Genomic DNA, 17473 nt, shown 5'->3' on the forward strand with positions numbered 1-17473 from the left:
TGTTGCATGGCCAGATGGCAGTGTGACAAACTTATTGGGGCGCGTTTATGCGCCCCTTTTTTGTTTATGCGCATAAAAGGCCCAATATGCAGATGGCGTACTTAGACCAGGTTTTATGGAAGGGTGGGCGGCTGGTGTTTGTTTTTAAAGCAGTTGGCGTTGTGTTTGTTTCTCGTTTAATGGTGTAAAATGGGTAATGGTGTTGCAATATGTGTTGCTAAATATGGTTAAAATCATGATGATTTGCTTTTGCAGCTACTTGTTGCGTTTGAATTTTTAATATATTTGCATTCGATACGTTGTTAATTCTAACCTTTAAACAAACAAGTGTTGATTATGAAAAAGAGTACTATCTTTGTTATGGCAGCTATGGCATTTTGCATTGTCGCATGTGTTTTAGATTTTGGAGGAAAACAAGTTTCAGTTTCTCAGCGTGATGAATAAACGGCTCATGAGGAAAGTTCTTTTCCGTTCCTCGAAAAGTGCGTTTTCTCGCCATGACACTGTTTGAGCAAGCTCGACATTGTTCATTCGGTTTAACGAAAACGTACGTTAGCGTACATAATGAATGTTCTGCAAGCATTTACAGTTCTTCAATTCCTTCTAAAATGAGGCTTTCTTCTGTTGGTTTTGTAACAAGTCGGGAAGTTGTTGATGCAGCAAATCAAGATATAGCAAGACGTCTGTTTGAATATGCGAGCCAATATGAATGAAACCCATGTGAGGGAGGCGACCAACCAAACGGCAAATGACGACATCAGGAGTGGAAAATCGTCCGTACAGGTTAACTAGGTTCTGCATTTGCTTGCTTTAAGTGAAGGAGTAACAGGTATGAATAAACATATTAAAAACGGAATAATATCCATGATAGCATGGATAATGTTCCTTACAATTCTTTTTGGGTCTTATCTATATCTAACTAATTCGCCATTTAGTTATTTCGTAGATGGGGAAACGGGTGGCTTTATATCGGGTGCATTTTTCCTAGGATGGGCACTTGTTTGGTTCGGTATAGGTAGGCATTACAGTATTGATTACGAGGCCAAGAAACACATCTTTATAGAAAATCATGAGGGCATAGACAGGTATATCGTAGATAAGGCCTTCAGAAAGGCCTACTTTTCTAGTGTGGCAAAGGTGTTGGCAATTGTGTGTTTTATCTCTGTTCCTTGCTATGTTGCAGCCAATGTGAAGGGTGAACCAAGCTTTAAGGATTGCATGTTGATAGGAATGCTAATGCTGGCCTCGATTGTGCTATACGCCTATTACAAAAGAAACAGAGCCGCCGGGGTTACATTGTGATTTTTAGAACGTTTTCGTTAAGCCAAATGAGCAACGTCGAGCTTGCTCAAACATTGCCATGGCGAGAAAACGCACTTTTAGAGGAACGAGAAAAGAACGGTTTTTTGTGTAACCAACAGATTTGATTTTGTTTGTCTGTGTTTTCTCGAAAGGCATGAAACTTATCAAAAGTAACATCATTGAAGAGATTTTCTACGTGTGCCGTATTTAGGACAAAGATAAGGGACGGCGTTACGAGAGAAAAACTTCAATGATGTTTCTGCCAATAGCTTTAGTAACCCCTTAAATGTTTCTTCTCCGCCTATTCCTTTTAATTCAGCTAGGTAACCTTAGCTTAAAATCTCCGTTTACTCGCAGGGCAGTGGGCAGAAAAACGCATGCGAGAGCAGCCAAACGGCAATAACGCTTGTGCTGTACCGCCCTTATCGACAGCCCTGAAGATTGGTTGGAAAATGGTAACACCATCCCTTTTCCTCCTTAATGACTTACCTTTCCTCACAACCTCCCTCCTCATCTACTAACAGACTTACCCCTAACAAACTCACAACCAATGTTTGTGGGTATGGCTTATTTTGCGTATTTTTGCAAGACAAAGGCAAGGAACAGTGGGGGACAGTGTGCCATTGGGCATGCTAACCACGCCCGTAAACGCTCCAAACGCGAACCGTAGACTTGCCTTTTGGCCACTTAAAAACCATTATTAATAGAGCGATATGCCCATAAATCATTCCCTCAAACCATCTTTTGCGCTGCGTGCCCTTGGTCGTTATGGCCTTTGTGCGATGCTTTTGCTTTTTGCTTTCCTGTGGTCTGGCACGGTTAAGGCCGAGAAACAGCCAGTTGATTACGTTAACACCTTTATCGGAACAACCAATTTCGGCACCACAAACCCAGGTGCAGTGTGTCCTAACGGCTTGATGTCGGTAGTGCCTTTCAACGTGATGGGCTCTGCCAACAACAAGTTTGATAAGGATGCGCGTTGGTGGTCTACGCCCTACGAGTATCATAACGTTTACTTCACAGGCTATTCTCACGTAAACCTTAGCGGCGTTGGCTGTCCCGATTTGGGTTCGCTACTGCTCATGCCCACAACAGGTAAGCTCGAAGTAGACTACAAAGCGTATGGCAGTCCCATGATGATGCAAAAGGCATCGCCAGGTTATTACACCAATTTCCTACCTCGTTACGATGTGCGCACCGAGGTAACGGCCACCCCGCGCACCTCGATGGCGCGCTTTTGGTTTCCCAAAGGCAAGAGCAACATATTGCTTAATCTTGGTGAAGGACTGACAAACGAGTCGGGAGCGATGGTTCGCCGCGTGAGCGAAACCGAATACGAGGGCGTGAAACTGCTGGGAACGTTCTGTTACAACCCACAGGCTGTGTTCCCCATTTATTTTGTTATGCGCGTAGACACCAAGCCCACGGCAGCAGGATATTGGAAGAAACAACGCCCCATGACGGGTGTTGAGGCCGAATGGGATAAGGATAACGGCAAATATAAGCTATACACTAACTACACGAAAGAGATCGCCGGCGACGACATTGGCGTATATCTCAACTTCCATAGCCGTGGCAACGAACCCGTTGTGGTGCGTATGGGCGTATCGTTTGTTAGCATGGCCAATGCCCGCGAGAACCTCGATGCCGAACAAAAGGGCAAAGATTTCGACACGATAAAGGAAGAAGCGCGCAACGCTTGGAACAAAGACCTCTCGCGTATTGAGGTGGAAGGCGGAACAGAAGACCAGCGAACGGTGTTCTACACGGCCCTATACCACGCCCTGTTGCACCCCAATATCTTGCAAGACGTTAATGGACAGTACCCAACACTTGAAACGGGCGAGGTGAAAACCATGCGCGAAGGCAACCGCTACACCGTGTTTTCGCTGTGGGACACCTATCGCAACGTGCACCAACTGCTTACTTTGGTTTATCCCAACCGCCAACGCGACATGGTTCGCACCATGATCGACATGTATCGCGAGCATGGTTGGCTGCCCAAATGGGAGCTATACGGCCGCGAAACCTATACGATGGAGGGCGACCCTGCCATTCCCGTTATTGTTGACACGTGGCTTAAAGGTCTGCGCGGCTATGATATCAACACGGCATACGAGGCTATGCGCAAGGGTGCAACCACTCCTGGCCCCCAAAACCTACTTCGTCCCGACAACGACGACTACCTTTCGCTGGGCTATGTGCCGCTGCGCGAACAGTACGACAACTCTGTCTCGCACGCGTTAGAGTATTATATCGCCGACAACGCCCTCTCGCGGTTGGCCACCGCCTTGGGAAAGAAAGCCGATGCGCGACTGTTCTACAACCGTTCGCTGGGTTATCGCCACTATTATAGCAAAGAGTACGGCACACTTAGGCCCATTTTGCCCAACGGCAAGTTTTATTCGCCCTTCAATCCCAAGCAAGGCGAGAACTTCGAACCTAGTCCGGGCTTTCACGAAGGCAACGCTTGGAACTACACTTTCTATGTTCCGCACGACGTAATGGGGCTTGCCAAGCTGATGGGTGGACAAAAGCCCTTTGTTGAAAAGCTGCAAATGGTGTTCGACAAGGAACTTTACGACCCCGCCAACGAACCCGACATTGCTTATCCGCACTTGTTTTCGTACTTCAAAGGCGACGAGTGGCGCACGCAAAAAGAACTTCATCGGCTGATGGCCAAGTACTTTAAAAACGCGCCCGACGGCATACCGGGCAACGACGACACAGGAACGATGTCGGCATGGCTCGTGTTTAACATGATGGGCTTTTACCCCGACTGCCCCGGCGAGCCTGCCTACACGCTCTCATCGCCCGTGTTCAACCGCGTAACCATTCACTTAGATAAGGAACAATGGGGACGAAACGAGTTGGTTATCGAGGCAAAACGTCAACTACCCACCGATATATTCATCAACGGCATCACTCTTGGCGGCAAGCCCTTTAAGGGTTATCGCGTGTCGCACGAAGAACTTTTGAAGGGTGGCAACCTAACGTTCGAACTGAAAAGTGAACCTGCTCGTTAGGTTATTCAATGACGAGAGAGGGGAAAGGTGAAAGCGTGAAAAAATGGCTGTGCCTACTAACTGGTCAACTTGCCACCTTGTCAACTCGTTAACTCGTCATCTTGTTAACTATTTATCTTGTCATCTTGTCAACAATATAAGGTGAAAAAATGGCTAATGCCGTCTTTTCACCTTTATTTTTTCTTTTAACGGCCATTCATTTTGTTACATTACGTCTTTGTACTTTACAAATTCGCGCTGTTCGTTACGTGTTTTTAGGGAGAATAAAAGATAATCAGGGGGTAATAAACTACTATTATTCAGCCTAGCACATTTCTTTTTAAGGCCATCTTTAGAACATTACCTGCATTTTGTCTTCCCTTTTGCAGCAACGAGTTTACTAGTTGACGAGTTAACAAGTTTACCAGTCAACAAACATGTGGCTTACTAATTAAAAACAGCTTATAGCCAAAGTGGTCTGTAAACTCCTTATAAAGAAATATGCCCAAAAGATAACAACCGATTTGTTTTTTCACTAACTTTGCATTACTAACATAACAGTTATAAAGTACGTAAGAAACCCACTTACCCCTTCTTAACACGAAAAACTTAGCTGATGAAAACAGGCTTAGAGTAAAAATGGTACGGAGGTGTAACATACAACCCCATAAAATGTCAATGATATGAAACGATTAATGATGATAGTATGGTTGTTAGCACTAGTCTCAACCAATCTTTTTGCGCAAAAAAGAAAGACGTTGTCGTATGTGGAAACCGTAGCTTATGCAAAATATTTGGTGGAGAACAAGCGGCTCTTCTTGCGTGAACCTGCTGAAAAATTATTTTATAATTTGGAAACTGCAGGGTTTCCCATAGAACACATGTCTACCGTTAGTGCTGGGCCTTGGGGAGAGGAACGTACAAGGGGGGTCATTTTTTATAACTATCCATCAAGCGTCATTGATTCTGATAATCCCACTGTGGTTATACTAGAAGTGAAACTTGATATGGATTTTAATGAGCACGATTTCTGGCGCAGTCTTCCAGACGAAGGTTGGATGGAATGTATTATGGAGAAAACGAAACATTATTTGGTGAATGATATTATTTGTAAGGTAACAAAGATATATCCAGAGGATAGTCCTGTGGTAAAAGAAATGTATAAAATAACTCACTAGGGGCTGCTTAATCCCCAGTGGGTGATTGTAAGCTGTTGAATAGGTTGTAACAAGCAAGTTATGATGTGATAACGACAAGTTATAACGCTTGTTACAACCTGCAACGCGCAGCTACACCTATTATATAATACGCGCGAGGCAGAACGCTGCTTTTGCCGCATGGCTATCAAAGCTAAGCGGGTTATAAAAACGCCTTAAAGGTATTTTTATAACCCGCTTAACAACATATTTACCTTTACTTCGAGGCCTATTTCTTCTCTTCCTCCTCCTTCTTCTCTTCCTCTTGCGGCAAGCAAAGGTTAAGGGTTATGCCCACAATAGCCGATAAGCCGATGCCGCTAATGGCGAAGTTGCCGTAAGAAAGCACGGCACCGCCGATGCCCATAGTGAGCGTTACGGCAATGATAATGATGTTGCGCGTTTGGTTTAGGTCTACTTTATTGCGCATCAGGTTGAGCAAACCCACGCTGGCAATGGTGCCGAAGAGCAACAACATGATGCCACCCAGCACGGCTTGGGGAATACTTCGCAACAACGCACTAAGCTTACCGATAACCGAGAACACGATGGCCGTGGCTGCGGAGATACGTATTACGGCAGGCGACGTTACTTTGGTGATGCTCATTGCACCCGTAACTTCCGAGTAAGTGGTGACGGGAGGGCCAGCCAATAAGGCACTAGCAAGACATGCAGCACCGTCGCCCAAAAGCGTGCGATGCAATCCTGGGTCTTTGGTAAAGTCTTTATCGGCCACAGCACCCACCACATACACGTCGCCAATGTGCTCTATCACAGGTGCAATGGCCACGGGAATCATGAAGAGTAAGGGTTCCCAGCTAAATTGCGGCAACGAAAAATGAGCCAAACTAGCAGGTAGGGCAAACCATTGGGCGTCTATCACTGGCTGAAAATCTACCTCGTCCATGAAGAAAGCCAACACATAGCCCACCACAATGCCGCTAACCACTGGCACAAGTTTAAGCAATCCGCGCCCAAGGGTTAGCACCAAGATGGCCGTTACCAGTGATGCAAGTGCCAAAATCCAATTGGTTTTGGCCATATCTACCGCTGCCGACGACAGCGAAAGGCCGATAAGGATGATAACCGGACCGATAACTACGGGCGGAAAGAGCTTACGGAGCAGGCGTTTGCCTTGCCAACGCACCAAGGCACTCATCACAAAGTAGACTAACGACACGCCAACAAGGCCCGCCAAGGTGCCAGGCATGCCCCATTGTTTGCTGGCTGCGATGATGGGCGCGATGAAAGCAAAGCTCGAACCAAGAAAAATGGGAACCTTACCTTTCGTTAAGAAATGAAAGATAAATGTTCCCAAGCCTGCTGTGAGTAGAGCAGTTGAGGGGTCGAGCCCCACGAGTAACGGCACTAATACCGTTGCACCGAACGCCACAAAGAGAAATTGAACGCCAACGATGATGCGTTTGCTTGCTGTGAGTTGTATTTGTTCCATTGTTTATTGAAGTTGTTCGCATAAGAGAAAAAGGGTGAAGTGGGCTGCACACTGCTGCGGCATGGCCGCCAAAAACTGGCCTGTAACAGCGCATTAGGCGGGCTTAGACTGCACCGCAAGGCAACTTTCTTCACCTCGATTGCACGTTATCCATTGCAAAGTTAATACATTTCCAGCATTTTTGCGTACATTTGCACAAACGGCAAACTTAATTATTTTGAATAAGCGAATGGCAAGAATAAAACTAGGAGATTATAACCAACTGGAAGTTGTAAAGGAAGTGGATTTTGGTATGTACTTAGATGCAGGCGACGAGGGCGAGGTGCTTTTGCCCAAACGTTATGTGCCAAAGGGCTGTAAACTGGGCGATAGGCTTGATGTTTTTCTTTACCTAGACCAAGACGAACGCCTTGTGGCTACCACCGAAACGCCACTGGCCAAGGTGGGCGAGTTTGCTTACTTGCAAGTGTCGTGGGTTAACCTACACGGCGCTTTCTTAAATTGGGGACTGATGAAAGACCTCTTTTGTCCGTTTAGAGAGCAAAAGCAACGCATGGAGATTGGCGAAAGCTACGTGGTGGCCGTGTTTATAGACGAAGAAAGCTATCGCATAGCAGCTTCGGCAAAGGTTGAACATTTCTTCGCCACCGACTTTCCGCCTTACCATTCGGGCGACGAAGTAGACCTGCTGGTATGGCAAACCACCGAACTTGGGTTCAAAGTGATTGTCGATAACGCCTATCCAGGACTGGTATATCGTTCGCAAGTGTTCCGCCCGTTGCATGTTGGCGACCGTCTTCGCGGCTACATCATGGGCGTAAGACCCGATGGAAAGATAGACGTGAGCTTGCAACCACAGGGGCGCAAGCAGACAATGGACTTTGCCGAAACACTTTTGCAATACCTAAAAGACAACGGCGGATTTTGCGATTTGGGCGACAAAAGCCCTGCCGAAGACATTAAACGCCGTTTCGAGGTGAGCAAAAAGGTGTATAAAAAGGCAGTGGGCGACTTGTACAAACGCCGTTTGATAACGATAGAAGAAGGCGGCGTGCAGCTTGTTCAAGGCTAGGCTGTACGCCCCCTTCTTGCCCTGCGCCTTTGCTTTAAGCCCTTTTCTTGCTGCTATGGCTGGGCCTTCGCAAGATGATGTAGCCTACAATTCCGCCAAGAATTGATGCTGCGAAGATGCCAATCTTAGATTGTATGGCATGCTCGGGCGAGGTGAAGGCGAGCATGGTGACAAACATCGACATGGTGAAACCTATGCCCGCAAGAAATCCTAGGCCTAGAATGCGCTGCCATGTCATTCCGCGCGACCGCTTGCCAAGCCCTAATCGCTCGGTAATCCATACGGCGAAGACTATGCCAGCAGGCTTGCCAAGCAGCAAACCGGCCAAAACACCAATGGCAACACCATTAGAAAGCACCGCACCGAAATCTAAATCTACAAACGAAACGCCTGCATTGGCAAGGGCGAAGATGGGCATCACCACGAACGAAACAAAGGGATGCAAGCCATGTTCGAGTCTTTGCAGAGGCGGAATGGCCCTAGACGAGTCGGCTTGCACGCGTGCCAGTATCTCCACTTGTTCGGGTTCGAGGGTTCGCACGTCGTTGGGTGCGGCGTTTTCAAATTGTCGTGTCAGTTTTTTAATGCGTGCAATGAAGGCCGCCTCGGGTATTCGTGCATCGGCAGGAATGACCATTGCGGCCAAAACTGCCGAGATGGTGGCGTGAATGCCCGATGTTAGGAAGGCCACCCACACGCCGCCAATGCCCAACACACCATAAAACCACACGCTTTTTACGCCCAAGCGGTTGCCTGCAAGCATCACGGCCAGCACCACAAAGCCAATGACTAGGCTGGCCAATGATATTTCGGTGGTATAAAATAGGGCGATGATGACCACCGAACCAAGGTCGTCGACGATGGCCAGCGTGGTGAGAAACACCTTGGCCGACATGGGAACGCGATTGCCCAAGAGTTGAAGTACGGCCAAAGCAAAGGCAATGTCGGTGGCCATTGGTATTCCCCAGCCGTGCGCAGTGGGGGTGCCGGCATTGAATAAAAGGTAAATGGCGGCGGGGAAAAGCATGCCGCAAAGGGCTGCTACCACGGGGATAGTTACCTTGCGCAGGTCGCGAAGTTCGCCACCGATGAACTCGCGTTTCAGTTCTAGCCCCACAACGAAGAAGAACATCGACATCAGTCCGTCGTTAATCCAATGCTCTAAACTGAAATCGAGATAGTTTTGCCCGTTTACCGAGAACCCGAAATGATGTTCAAGAAAGTGGGTGTAGGTATCGTGCAGGGGCGAATTGGCCAACACTAAGGCCAACAACACGAAGATGCCAAGCACAATTCCGCTTGAACGTTCGCGGTGAAGAAACTGCAAAGTGGGTATGACAAGTCTGTTTTCTAACTCTTTTTGATAATGTTGCCTCATTTGTTTTTTATTGAAAAATCTAATGAACTAATGGTGCGTTTCATTGTTGCGCGTTGGCAATGTGATGCCTTGGGCAACTAATTTGAAAAGAAAAACCTGTTTTTCTTATTGCCGAACGCAGCTTAACTTATGCAAAAGTACGAAAAATAATGCGTTTAACGAAGTGGCCAAAGCATGTTTTTTGAACGTTTTCGTTAAGCCAAATGAACAATGTCGAGCTTGCTCGAACATTGCCATGGCGAGAAAACGCACTTTTAAGAGGAACGAAAAGGAACCTTTAATACGAAGTAGTCTTCACTTTTAACCCCAACGGTTTATCAGTGCCTGTGCAGATTTTGTGTGTTGTTGAGCATATTGCCTGCCTTATTTTTGAGGGCATAGTGGGCAACTTCAAGAGAAATTGATAGATTACTTCTTTGTTTCCATGCTGCTGTCTACGTTGCCCATGAGCAGCCTGTGCCACAATCGCTCGTGTTGTAAGCGTACGTGCTTCGCATGCTGTTTACCGTGTTCGTGTAAACAATACAATCGTTTTTGTCTAGTTTTTGGAGTAAAATTTAACATTATGAGTGCCCTTTCTGGCAACCAATCGCTCACCTTGCCGCAAAAAATCGATTCTCGCGAGGGTTGGTTTTGGTGCAAAAAAGGGGATAGCAAGTGAATGTGGGAAATGAATTTTTATTTAAGTAAACCGCCATTTGCACCAGTTTTCGGGCTATTTGTTGCTAAATTTAGTGCAATATGCTGCTAAACGCAGTGCGTTTTGGTGCTAAATGCCTTGCGTTTTGCCGCTAAATGCAGTGCGTTTTGGTGCTAAATGCAAGGCAAAATGCCGCTAAATGCAGTGCGATTTGTTGCTAAATGCAAGCCAATAAGCATAAAAACACGCTGCAATGGTATAAACATAACCTTTCTGAACCATGAAATTCATGGCCCAAAAGGGCAAAATAACCATTAAAAAGTGGGATTTTAGGGGCAAAAAGCGTGTTTTTGGGCGTTAATAATAATGAGCTGACGACCAAACTAGAAGGGCAAAATGGTGCTAAATGCAGGTTGTGTTCTTAAAAACAGACAAACTGAAAGACGTGAAAGGTTAGAAATAGTGACGTTTTACCTACTTTTTGACCCATATTTTCGCTAGAACGGAGAGAAAATTTGCGCGGAGTTGTAAAATAAAAAATAACGATTTAAGTTTTTGAGTTGATGAGTTTTTGAGTTGATGAGTTTATAAGTTGATGAGTTTTTGAGTTGGCAAGTTTTTGAGTTTGTAAGTTATGAGTTTATAAGTTTTTGAGTTTGTAAGTTTGAATGTTCGTGAGTTGATGTGTTCGTGAGTTGATGAGTTTCTAAGTTTTTGAGTTTCTAATTTTTTGAGTTTGTAAGTTTGAAAGTTCGTGAGTTGATGTGTTCGTGAGTTGATGAGTTTATAAGTTGATGAGTTTGTGAGTTTTTGAGTTTGTAAGTTTATAAGTTGATGAGTTTGTAAGTTGATGTGTTTATCAGTTTGTGAGTTTTTGAGTTTGTAGGTTTGTGCGTTGATGAGTTGATGAGTTGTTGGTTTTTCGTGCGTTTATAAGCCAGTGAGCTTGTTTGTGCTGCACTTCGTACATGAGCGGAGTGTTTATGTTGTGTTGGCATTACAAAGATAATAAAACCCTCTACATTTGTAGAAATATTCAAAGTCAACACGCCCTCTATTTGCGAATGTCAGCTTAAACGCGTAATTTTGCAGCTAAATAACAGAAATATGACAAACAGTGAACATACACTTTGGCAGGTGGTGAAAGGCTATTTCAACGCTCTGCCCGACAAAGAGAATGAGAAAGAAACCATCAAACAGATAAGCAGCGGTGTTACTTTCCATGGTGCAAACCTCTGGGTGCTAATCTTTGCCATCCTTATTGCATCGCTAGGACTGAACGTTAACTCCACGGCCGTAATCATCGGTGCCATGCTTATCTCGCCATTGATGGGCCCCATCATTGGCATGGGGTTGGCAGTGGGCATTACCGACTTGGAATTGCTTAAACGTTCGGCCACACATTACCTCGTGGCAACGGTTATCAGTGTGATTACGGCCATGCTTTATTTCATCATTACGCCGCTAACCGAGGCACAATCTGAACTTCTTGCCCGTACGTCGCCCACGCTTTACGATGTGCTCATTGCCCTCTTCGGTGGTGCGGCAGGTATTTTGGCGCTTTGTACAAAGGGTAAAGGCAACGTTCTGCCGGGCGTGGCCATCGCCACAGCCTTGATGCCGCCGCTGTGTACGGCAGGTTATGGGCTGGCCGTTGGCAACCTTTCGTATTTCTTCGGGGCGTTTTACCTGTTCTTCATCAACACGGTTTTCATCGCCCTAGCCACGTTCTTGGGGTGCGGATGTTGCGTTTTAAACGTAAGGACAGTGTGGATGCAGCGCGCTTGGCCGTTGTTAACCGCTATATGATAGGCGCTGTGGTGCTTACAATGCTGCCCGCCGCCTACATGACCGTGCAAATTGTGCGCGAGAGTGTGCAGGAAAACGCCATCTTGAAATTCGTGAAGAACGAGTTTGAGACGAAGGGCGCACAGATTATCTCGCACAAGATAGACGATAAGAGCAGTTCGCTGAACATCGTAACCGTGGGAAAACGGCTTACTGAGGGCGAGATAACCGATGCCCGAAGGCGTATGGAGGAGTATAAGTTGGAGCAGTTTAAGCTGAACGTGATTCAGGGAATGCAGACTGATAGCCTGATGTTGAGCCAGATGCTCAACGTAAACGGCGGTGCATCGCAGGCAAAGAACACGAAACTTTTGGAGCAGGCAGACCAAATTGAGGCCCTGAAAGCCAAGAACCAAAAGTACGAACGCCTGCCGCGCTTGGCCAACGACATGCGTACGGAGATACAAGCCGTTTGCCCGCAAGCCACAAGTATCGGTCTGGCCAACGTTGCCGAGGCACGTGTTGACACGACGGCCACAACGCAATATGTAATGGCTGTTGTTGACTGCAAAGGAAAACTGCCGCCTACGGATAAGAAGCGATTGCACCAATGGTTGCGTGCAAGACTTAAAGTGGATAGCCTTCGGTTGGTAGTAGAATAAGAAAAGGCGTTGCCTATGCCACGTGTTTAGCGTGGAAGGCAACGCCTTAATGTTTTGTTTTAACGGCCGTTAGGCGGCCTACACCATTAAATGCTGATGGTAATACCTGCCGAGAAAGCGAACTTTTCGGGGTAAACGCCTAAGTTGCTGCCTATGGTTATGGTCTCGAAGAAGTTGTATTGAGCCGAGCCGTATACGCCAAACACCTCGCCGAAGTTAAAGCGCACGCCCGTTTGCAAAGACATGGTTTTGGTACTAAGTATCGGTCCCACGTATATGTCGAAGTTATCGGGTAGCTTTAACACTTCCATGAAATGGTAGTTTAGATAAATACCGAGGTCGGAAAAGTCGTAAAACCTAGACTCTTTCTCGCCTTCGTCGTCCTTATAGCGTAGCGTGGTGAACTTTGCGCCATACGAAAGAAAGTCGTTGATGCCTTCTTCGTAGCCTATTTCAACTCCATGCCTGCCGCCTACATTGGTGTAGCCGAGGTATATCTTACTGTCGTCGCTGCCGTCGAATGCTTGTGCAAAGAGTGGTGTTGCCGAGCAAAAGGCAATGAGTAGGGCTGCAAACAGACGTGCAAGCCCTTGTGTGTTGCGTGTTGTTTTCATGTGTTGTGCTTATTTAATGGTGTATTTGGTGATTGAGAATACCTTGCGGCGTTCGCCGGTGTTGTGGTTTTTGATGATTTGCCTGCCGTAGACGATGAAGTTTTTGCCGTACCAGTGCAGCGTTCCAGAGTATCTCATCTTCTTAACATCCTCGTCTTCGTTGTCTGTTTCAATCATTTCCGACTTGCGTTCTTGTGCCACTTCGCCCGTTTTGTTGTTGAAAAGCTTAGAAACGAGCATCTTATCGTCGGCATAAACAAGGTCTACATCGTTTTTCTTAATGCCTGCCGAGATAAAGCGCTTAACGTACATGGGCTTTTGTCGGGGGCGCATTTCAAAGCAATTGTCCCAAAGTAGGTTGCAGTCGGCATCGAACTTGGCCAGCACGGCGTGGGTGTAGGCATAGCCGTTAAACTGGGTTACCATTACCGTTCCGGCCCAATAGGTTACGTAAGTGGGATAGAAGGCCTCGCCTAGGTAAAAGTAATCCTTGCCGTCGGTCATGATGCCGTGCGATGCTATGTTGTATTTCAGGCTGTATTCCTTACCAGCCTTTTCGGCTTTTTCTTTCTTTCGTTCTATCCTGGCCTTGCGCCTGTTGCTCATATAATCGGTGAAATTCTTCAAGTCGAGGAAGTTAACGAACCGCTGTTTCTTAATCTGCCAGTTTTCCAGCTGTGCAAAATAGATGCCTTGCGCGCCGCCTTTCTTGCTCTTGGTGTAGGTTCCTGTCATGAAATACTTGTTGTTGGCCTTTGAAAGCGATGCCGAAAGCAGGTCTTGGTCGATGTCGGTGGTGAGGTTGGTAATGCCCAACTGCGTGCCGTTGAAGTCTACGCGCGCCAAGTAAAGTTCGCGTTCGCCCTTTACCACGGCGTAGATGATGTTGTCGAGAATGGTGTTTTGCAGTATAAACACCTTGCGATCTCTTACGCCAGGTATGTGTATGTCGGCAAAACGGCTTTCACCTGTGTTGAGGTCTACAATGCCAATGCGCTCCAAACGTTTCTGGGTGGAGCTGAATACCAGCTTGCCATCGTGTATAACAAGGTCGCGCATGCTGGCTTTGCGTGTGTATTCGCTGTCGGTAACTTTCGTCTTGTGGTTCTTCGTGTTGAAGGCATACACAGAGAAAGCCCCACTTCGGGCGCGCAAAACGGTGTAGTTGACATCGTTGTTGAAGGTGCAACTGTAAAAATACAAGTCGTCGTCTATCAGCGTTGAGTCGGTAAACAGGGGTTTGAGGTCGGTAGAGAGGTACTCGGTTTTGAAGTATCGCTTGCCTTTATCGGCCTTTTTGGCAAACGAATAGACAATGAGTCCACGTTCGCCAAGGGGTGCAACCACTTGGTCTTCATAGTCTCCGCGGTGCGGATATTCAATTCTAGCTGTTACTTGTGCCATTGCCGAAAGCAGATTTAGGCACATGGCCAAAGCCATTAAGGTAATTGTTTTCATATTGTTATTGTTTTGTTGGTTTGTTTTCTTAGGGTGTTCGCGCGGTGGGCGAAGTGTGTTTGTTCGGTATCCGTTTGCTCAAAACGGCGTGTCATGGCGTGTTGGGCTGTTTCTTTAACCTTTTGTTAGCGAAAAAGCAAAGGCAAGAAAGAGCCTGCGCGCTGCCCTTTTGGGGGCGTGGAGCTAGTTTCTTTCTTGCCTTTCTATCGGTATGCGGATTGGTTTATCCCTTTCGCAACGGCGTTGTTAGAACTCTGCCGACTTCGGCGTGCGTGGGAAGGGGATGACGTCGCGAATGTTTTGCATGCCGGTAACGAAGAGGATGAGCCTTTCGAAACCCAAACCGAAACCTCCGTGGGGGCATGAACCAAAGCGACGCGTATCTAGATACCACCACATGTCCTTCATGGGGATGTGACGTTCTTCGATTTGAGCCACCAACTTGTCGTAGTTTTCTTCGCGAACGCTACCGCCAATGATTTCGCCAATTTGCGGGAACAGCACGTCGGTGCCTTGAACGGTGCGGCCGTCTTCGTCTAATTTCATGTAGAAAGCCTTGATGCCCTTGGGATAGTGGGTCATGATGACAGGCTTTTTAAAGTGTTCTTCAACAAGGAAACGTTCGTGTTCGCTGGCTAAGTCCATGCCCCAGCTAACGGGGAACTCGAACTTCTTGCCGGCTTTTACGGCCTCTTCGAGGATGTTGATGCCCTCGGTATAGTCTAGCCGAACGAAGTTTTCGCTCACAACACCCTGCAAACGTTCAATCAGTGTGTTGTCTATCATCTTGTTGAGGAAGGCAAGGTCGTCCTTACAATGCGCTAATGCCCAGCGCACACAATACTTAATGAAGTCTTCTTCGAGGTCCATCAAGTCGTCAAGGTCGATAAAAGCCACTTCGGGCTCAATCATCCAGAACTCTGCAAGGTGTCGTGGCGTGTTGCTGTTTTCGGCTCGGAAGGTTGGGCCGAAGGTGTAAATCTGCCCCAAGGCCGTTGCTCCAAGCTCTCCTTCAAGCTGTCCGCTCACGGTAAGGCTAGTCATCTTGCCGAAGAAGTCGTCGTTGTAGTTAACCTTTCCGTCCTCGTCTTTCTTCAAGTCGTTCAGGTTTTTGGTTGTAACCTGGAACATCTCGCCTGCCCCTTCTGCATCGCTAGCGGTGATGATGGGCGTATGGAAGTAGAAGAAACCATGCTCGTGAAAGTATTGATGAATGGCGAAAGCCATGTTGTGGCGTATGCGCATAACGGCGCCGAAGGTGTTGGTGCGCAAGCGGAGGTGTGCGTGTTGGCGCATATACTCGAAGGTTTGGCCCTTCTTCTGCATGGGATAGTCGCTGCCACAGCCGCCCAAGAGCTGCAACTCGGTGCATTGTATTTCCGAGTTTTGGCCTTGTCCTTGGCTTTCCACCAGCTTGCCAGTTGCGTTAACGCATGCGCCGGTGGTTATTTGTTTAAGTAATTCGGTGTCGAACTTCGTTGGGTCGACAACTACTTGCACGTTGTTGATGGTAGAACCGTCGTTTAAGGCGATGAAATCTACCACCTTACTGCTGCGGTGAGTTCGTACCCAGCCCTTCACGTTGACCTCTGAACCGAAGTCGGTACGTTGAAGAACGTCTACAATCTTTGTTCTACGAGTTTTTTCCATTGATGTTCTTTATTGGGAGTTAAGGGTGTTAAGGAGTTTAGGTGATAAGGAGTTCTCACTAACGCTACAAAAGCATTTGGCTTAACTCCTTAACTCCCTTAACTCCTTAACTCCTTATACTTCTAGGTTTATTACTCAAAAGCCCCCATTCTCAGCATGTCTACTTCCTTCTCGGTAAGGAAACGCCAGTCGCCTCGTTTGAGGTTCTTCTTGGTGAGTCCGGCGAATTGAACGCGGTCAAGGCGCACCACGCGATAGCCTAAGCTTTCGAAGATACGGCGCACAATGCGGTTCTTTCCGCTGTGGATTTCAATTCCCACTTGTGTCTTGTCCTTGTCGTTGGCATATTCGATGGCATCTGCATGCACTTCGCCGTCGTCGAGTGTAACGCCCGTTGCAATCTGTTGCAAGTCGTGTTCGGTAACTTCCTTGTCGAGGAACACGTGGTACACCTTCTTCTTCAAGAACTTGGGATGAGCCAACTTGCTGGCCAAGTCGCCGTCGTTGGTGAGCAGCAACACACCCGTAGTGTTGCGGTCGAGTCGGCCAACGGGGTAGATGCGCTCAGGACAAACGCCCTTAACGAGGTCCATCACCGTCTTGCGTTGTTGTGGATCGTCGCTGGTTGTAACGTAATCCTTGGGCTTGTTAATCAGCACGTACACTTTCTTTTCGAGCGTTACGGGCTGGTCGTGGAAGATAATCTCGTCTGAACGAAGTACCTTCGTACCCAATTCTGTAACCACATTGCCGTTAACCTTCACCATACCCGACTGTATGAATTGGTCGGCTTCGCGTCTGCTGCATACGCCGGCGTTGGCTAAGAACTTGTTCAAGCGCAGTGGCTCGTTGGGGTCGATGTTCTCTTCCTTATATTCTATACGCTTTTTCAAGCTGTATTTTGCATTTGGATCGTAGTCGGGCGTGCGTTGGCGATAGTTGCCTTGTTGGTAACCGCCGCGTTGCTGATAGCCGCCGCGTTGTTGATAACCGCCTTGTTGGTAGCCACCACGTTGCTGATAGCCGCCGCGTTGTTGATAGCCGCCGCGATTGTTATTGTTGTTGTACGAGCGTTGCTGGTAGCCGCCGCGTTGCTGATAGCCGCCTTCCTCGTTGTTATAACGTGGACGATAGCCGCCTTCTTGACGTGGCTGGTAGTTGGAACGCTGCTGGTAACCACCTTCTTGGTTGGCTTGGTAGCCGCCTTCTTGGCGTGGACGGTAGCCGCCCTCTTGCCTAGGTTGGTAGTTGGCGC

Annotated in this window: 10 protein-coding genes and 1 pseudogene; 5 read left to right on the top strand and 6 right to left on the bottom strand. The window is 47.3% G+C overall.

The genetic code is table 11. The features are described 5' to 3' along the window. Positions 1 to 831: 831 nt before the first annotated feature. The 3 genes from BN93_RS10450 to BN93_RS10460 all read left to right on the top strand — a co-directional run bounded on the left by BN93_RS10450 (position 832) and on the right by BN93_RS10460 (position 5485). On the top strand, positions 832 to 1302 hold the full coding sequence (locus tag BN93_RS10450) for a hypothetical protein (RefSeq protein ID WP_019188275.1): 471 nt from the start codon (positions 832 to 834) through the stop codon (positions 1300 to 1302). A 782-nt stretch (positions 1303 to 2084) separates the two neighbouring features. Next, on the top strand, positions 2085 to 4328 hold the full coding sequence (locus BN93_RS10455; RefSeq protein ID WP_019188277.1) for a GH92 family glycosyl hydrolase: 2244 nt from the start codon (positions 2085 to 2087) through the stop codon (positions 4326 to 4328). Positions 4329 to 4990: 662 nt separating this feature from the next. Then, a complete protein-coding gene (locus tag BN93_RS10460; protein ID WP_044260452.1) occupies positions 4991 to 5485 on the top strand; it encodes a hypothetical protein in 495 nt (164 codons plus the stop codon). A gap of 247 nt (positions 5486 to 5732) precedes the next feature. On the opposite strand, the gene BN93_RS10465 is transcribed toward BN93_RS10460, so the two are convergent. Next, positions 5733 to 6956, bottom strand: a complete 1224-nt coding sequence (locus BN93_RS10465; RefSeq protein WP_019188279.1) for a uracil-xanthine permease family protein — start codon at positions 6954 to 6956, stop codon at positions 5733 to 5735. Positions 6957 to 7185: 229 nt separating this feature from the next. Between BN93_RS10465 and BN93_RS10470 the strand changes: the two genes are divergently transcribed. Further along, positions 7186 to 8028: a CvfB family protein gene (locus BN93_RS10470; RefSeq protein ID WP_019188280.1), complete on the top strand. Its 843-nt coding sequence runs from the start codon at positions 7186 to 7188 to the stop codon at positions 8026 to 8028. A gap of 34 nt (positions 8029 to 8062) precedes the next feature. Here BN93_RS10470 and nhaA read toward each other — a convergent pair whose 3' ends face one another. Next, positions 8063 to 9406 (bottom strand): Na+/H+ antiporter NhaA, encoded by a 1344-nt coding sequence (gene nhaA, locus BN93_RS10475; protein ID WP_019188281.1) that lies wholly within the window; start codon positions 9404 to 9406, stop codon positions 8063 to 8065. Between the two features lie 1747 nt (positions 9407 to 11153). Here nhaA and BN93_RS10480 point away from each other — a divergent pair. Further along, positions 11154 to 12496 (top strand): annotated as a pseudogene (locus BN93_RS10480) (TIGR00341 family protein). An 86-nt stretch (positions 12497 to 12582) separates the two neighbouring features. Here the strand turns inward: BN93_RS10480 and BN93_RS10485 are convergent. The 4 genes from BN93_RS10485 to BN93_RS10500 all read right to left on the bottom strand — a co-directional run. Then, positions 12583 to 13110: a DUF6646 family protein gene (locus BN93_RS10485; protein ID WP_019188284.1), complete on the bottom strand. Its 528-nt coding sequence runs from the start codon at positions 13108 to 13110 to the stop codon at positions 12583 to 12585. A 9-nt stretch (positions 13111 to 13119) separates the two neighbouring features. Continuing rightward, positions 13120 to 14568: a hypothetical protein gene (locus BN93_RS16295; protein ID WP_052311372.1), complete on the bottom strand. Its 1449-nt coding sequence runs from the start codon at positions 14566 to 14568 to the stop codon at positions 13120 to 13122. A 246-nt stretch (positions 14569 to 14814) separates the two neighbouring features. Further along, positions 14815 to 16218, bottom strand: coding sequence for an asparagine--tRNA ligase (asnS, locus tag BN93_RS10495; protein ID WP_019188286.1), 1404 nt, complete (start codon positions 16216 to 16218; stop codon positions 14815 to 14817). Positions 16219 to 16349: 131 nt separating this feature from the next. Then, positions 16350 to 17473: pseudouridine synthase (locus BN93_RS10500; RefSeq protein WP_019188287.1), on the bottom strand; the 1124-nt coding region annotated here is incomplete at its 5' end.

It is taken from the genome of Prevotella conceptionensis 9403948, assembly GCF_000312305.1.
GTDB lineage: Bacteria > Bacteroidota > Bacteroidia > Bacteroidales > Bacteroidaceae > Prevotella > Prevotella conceptionensis.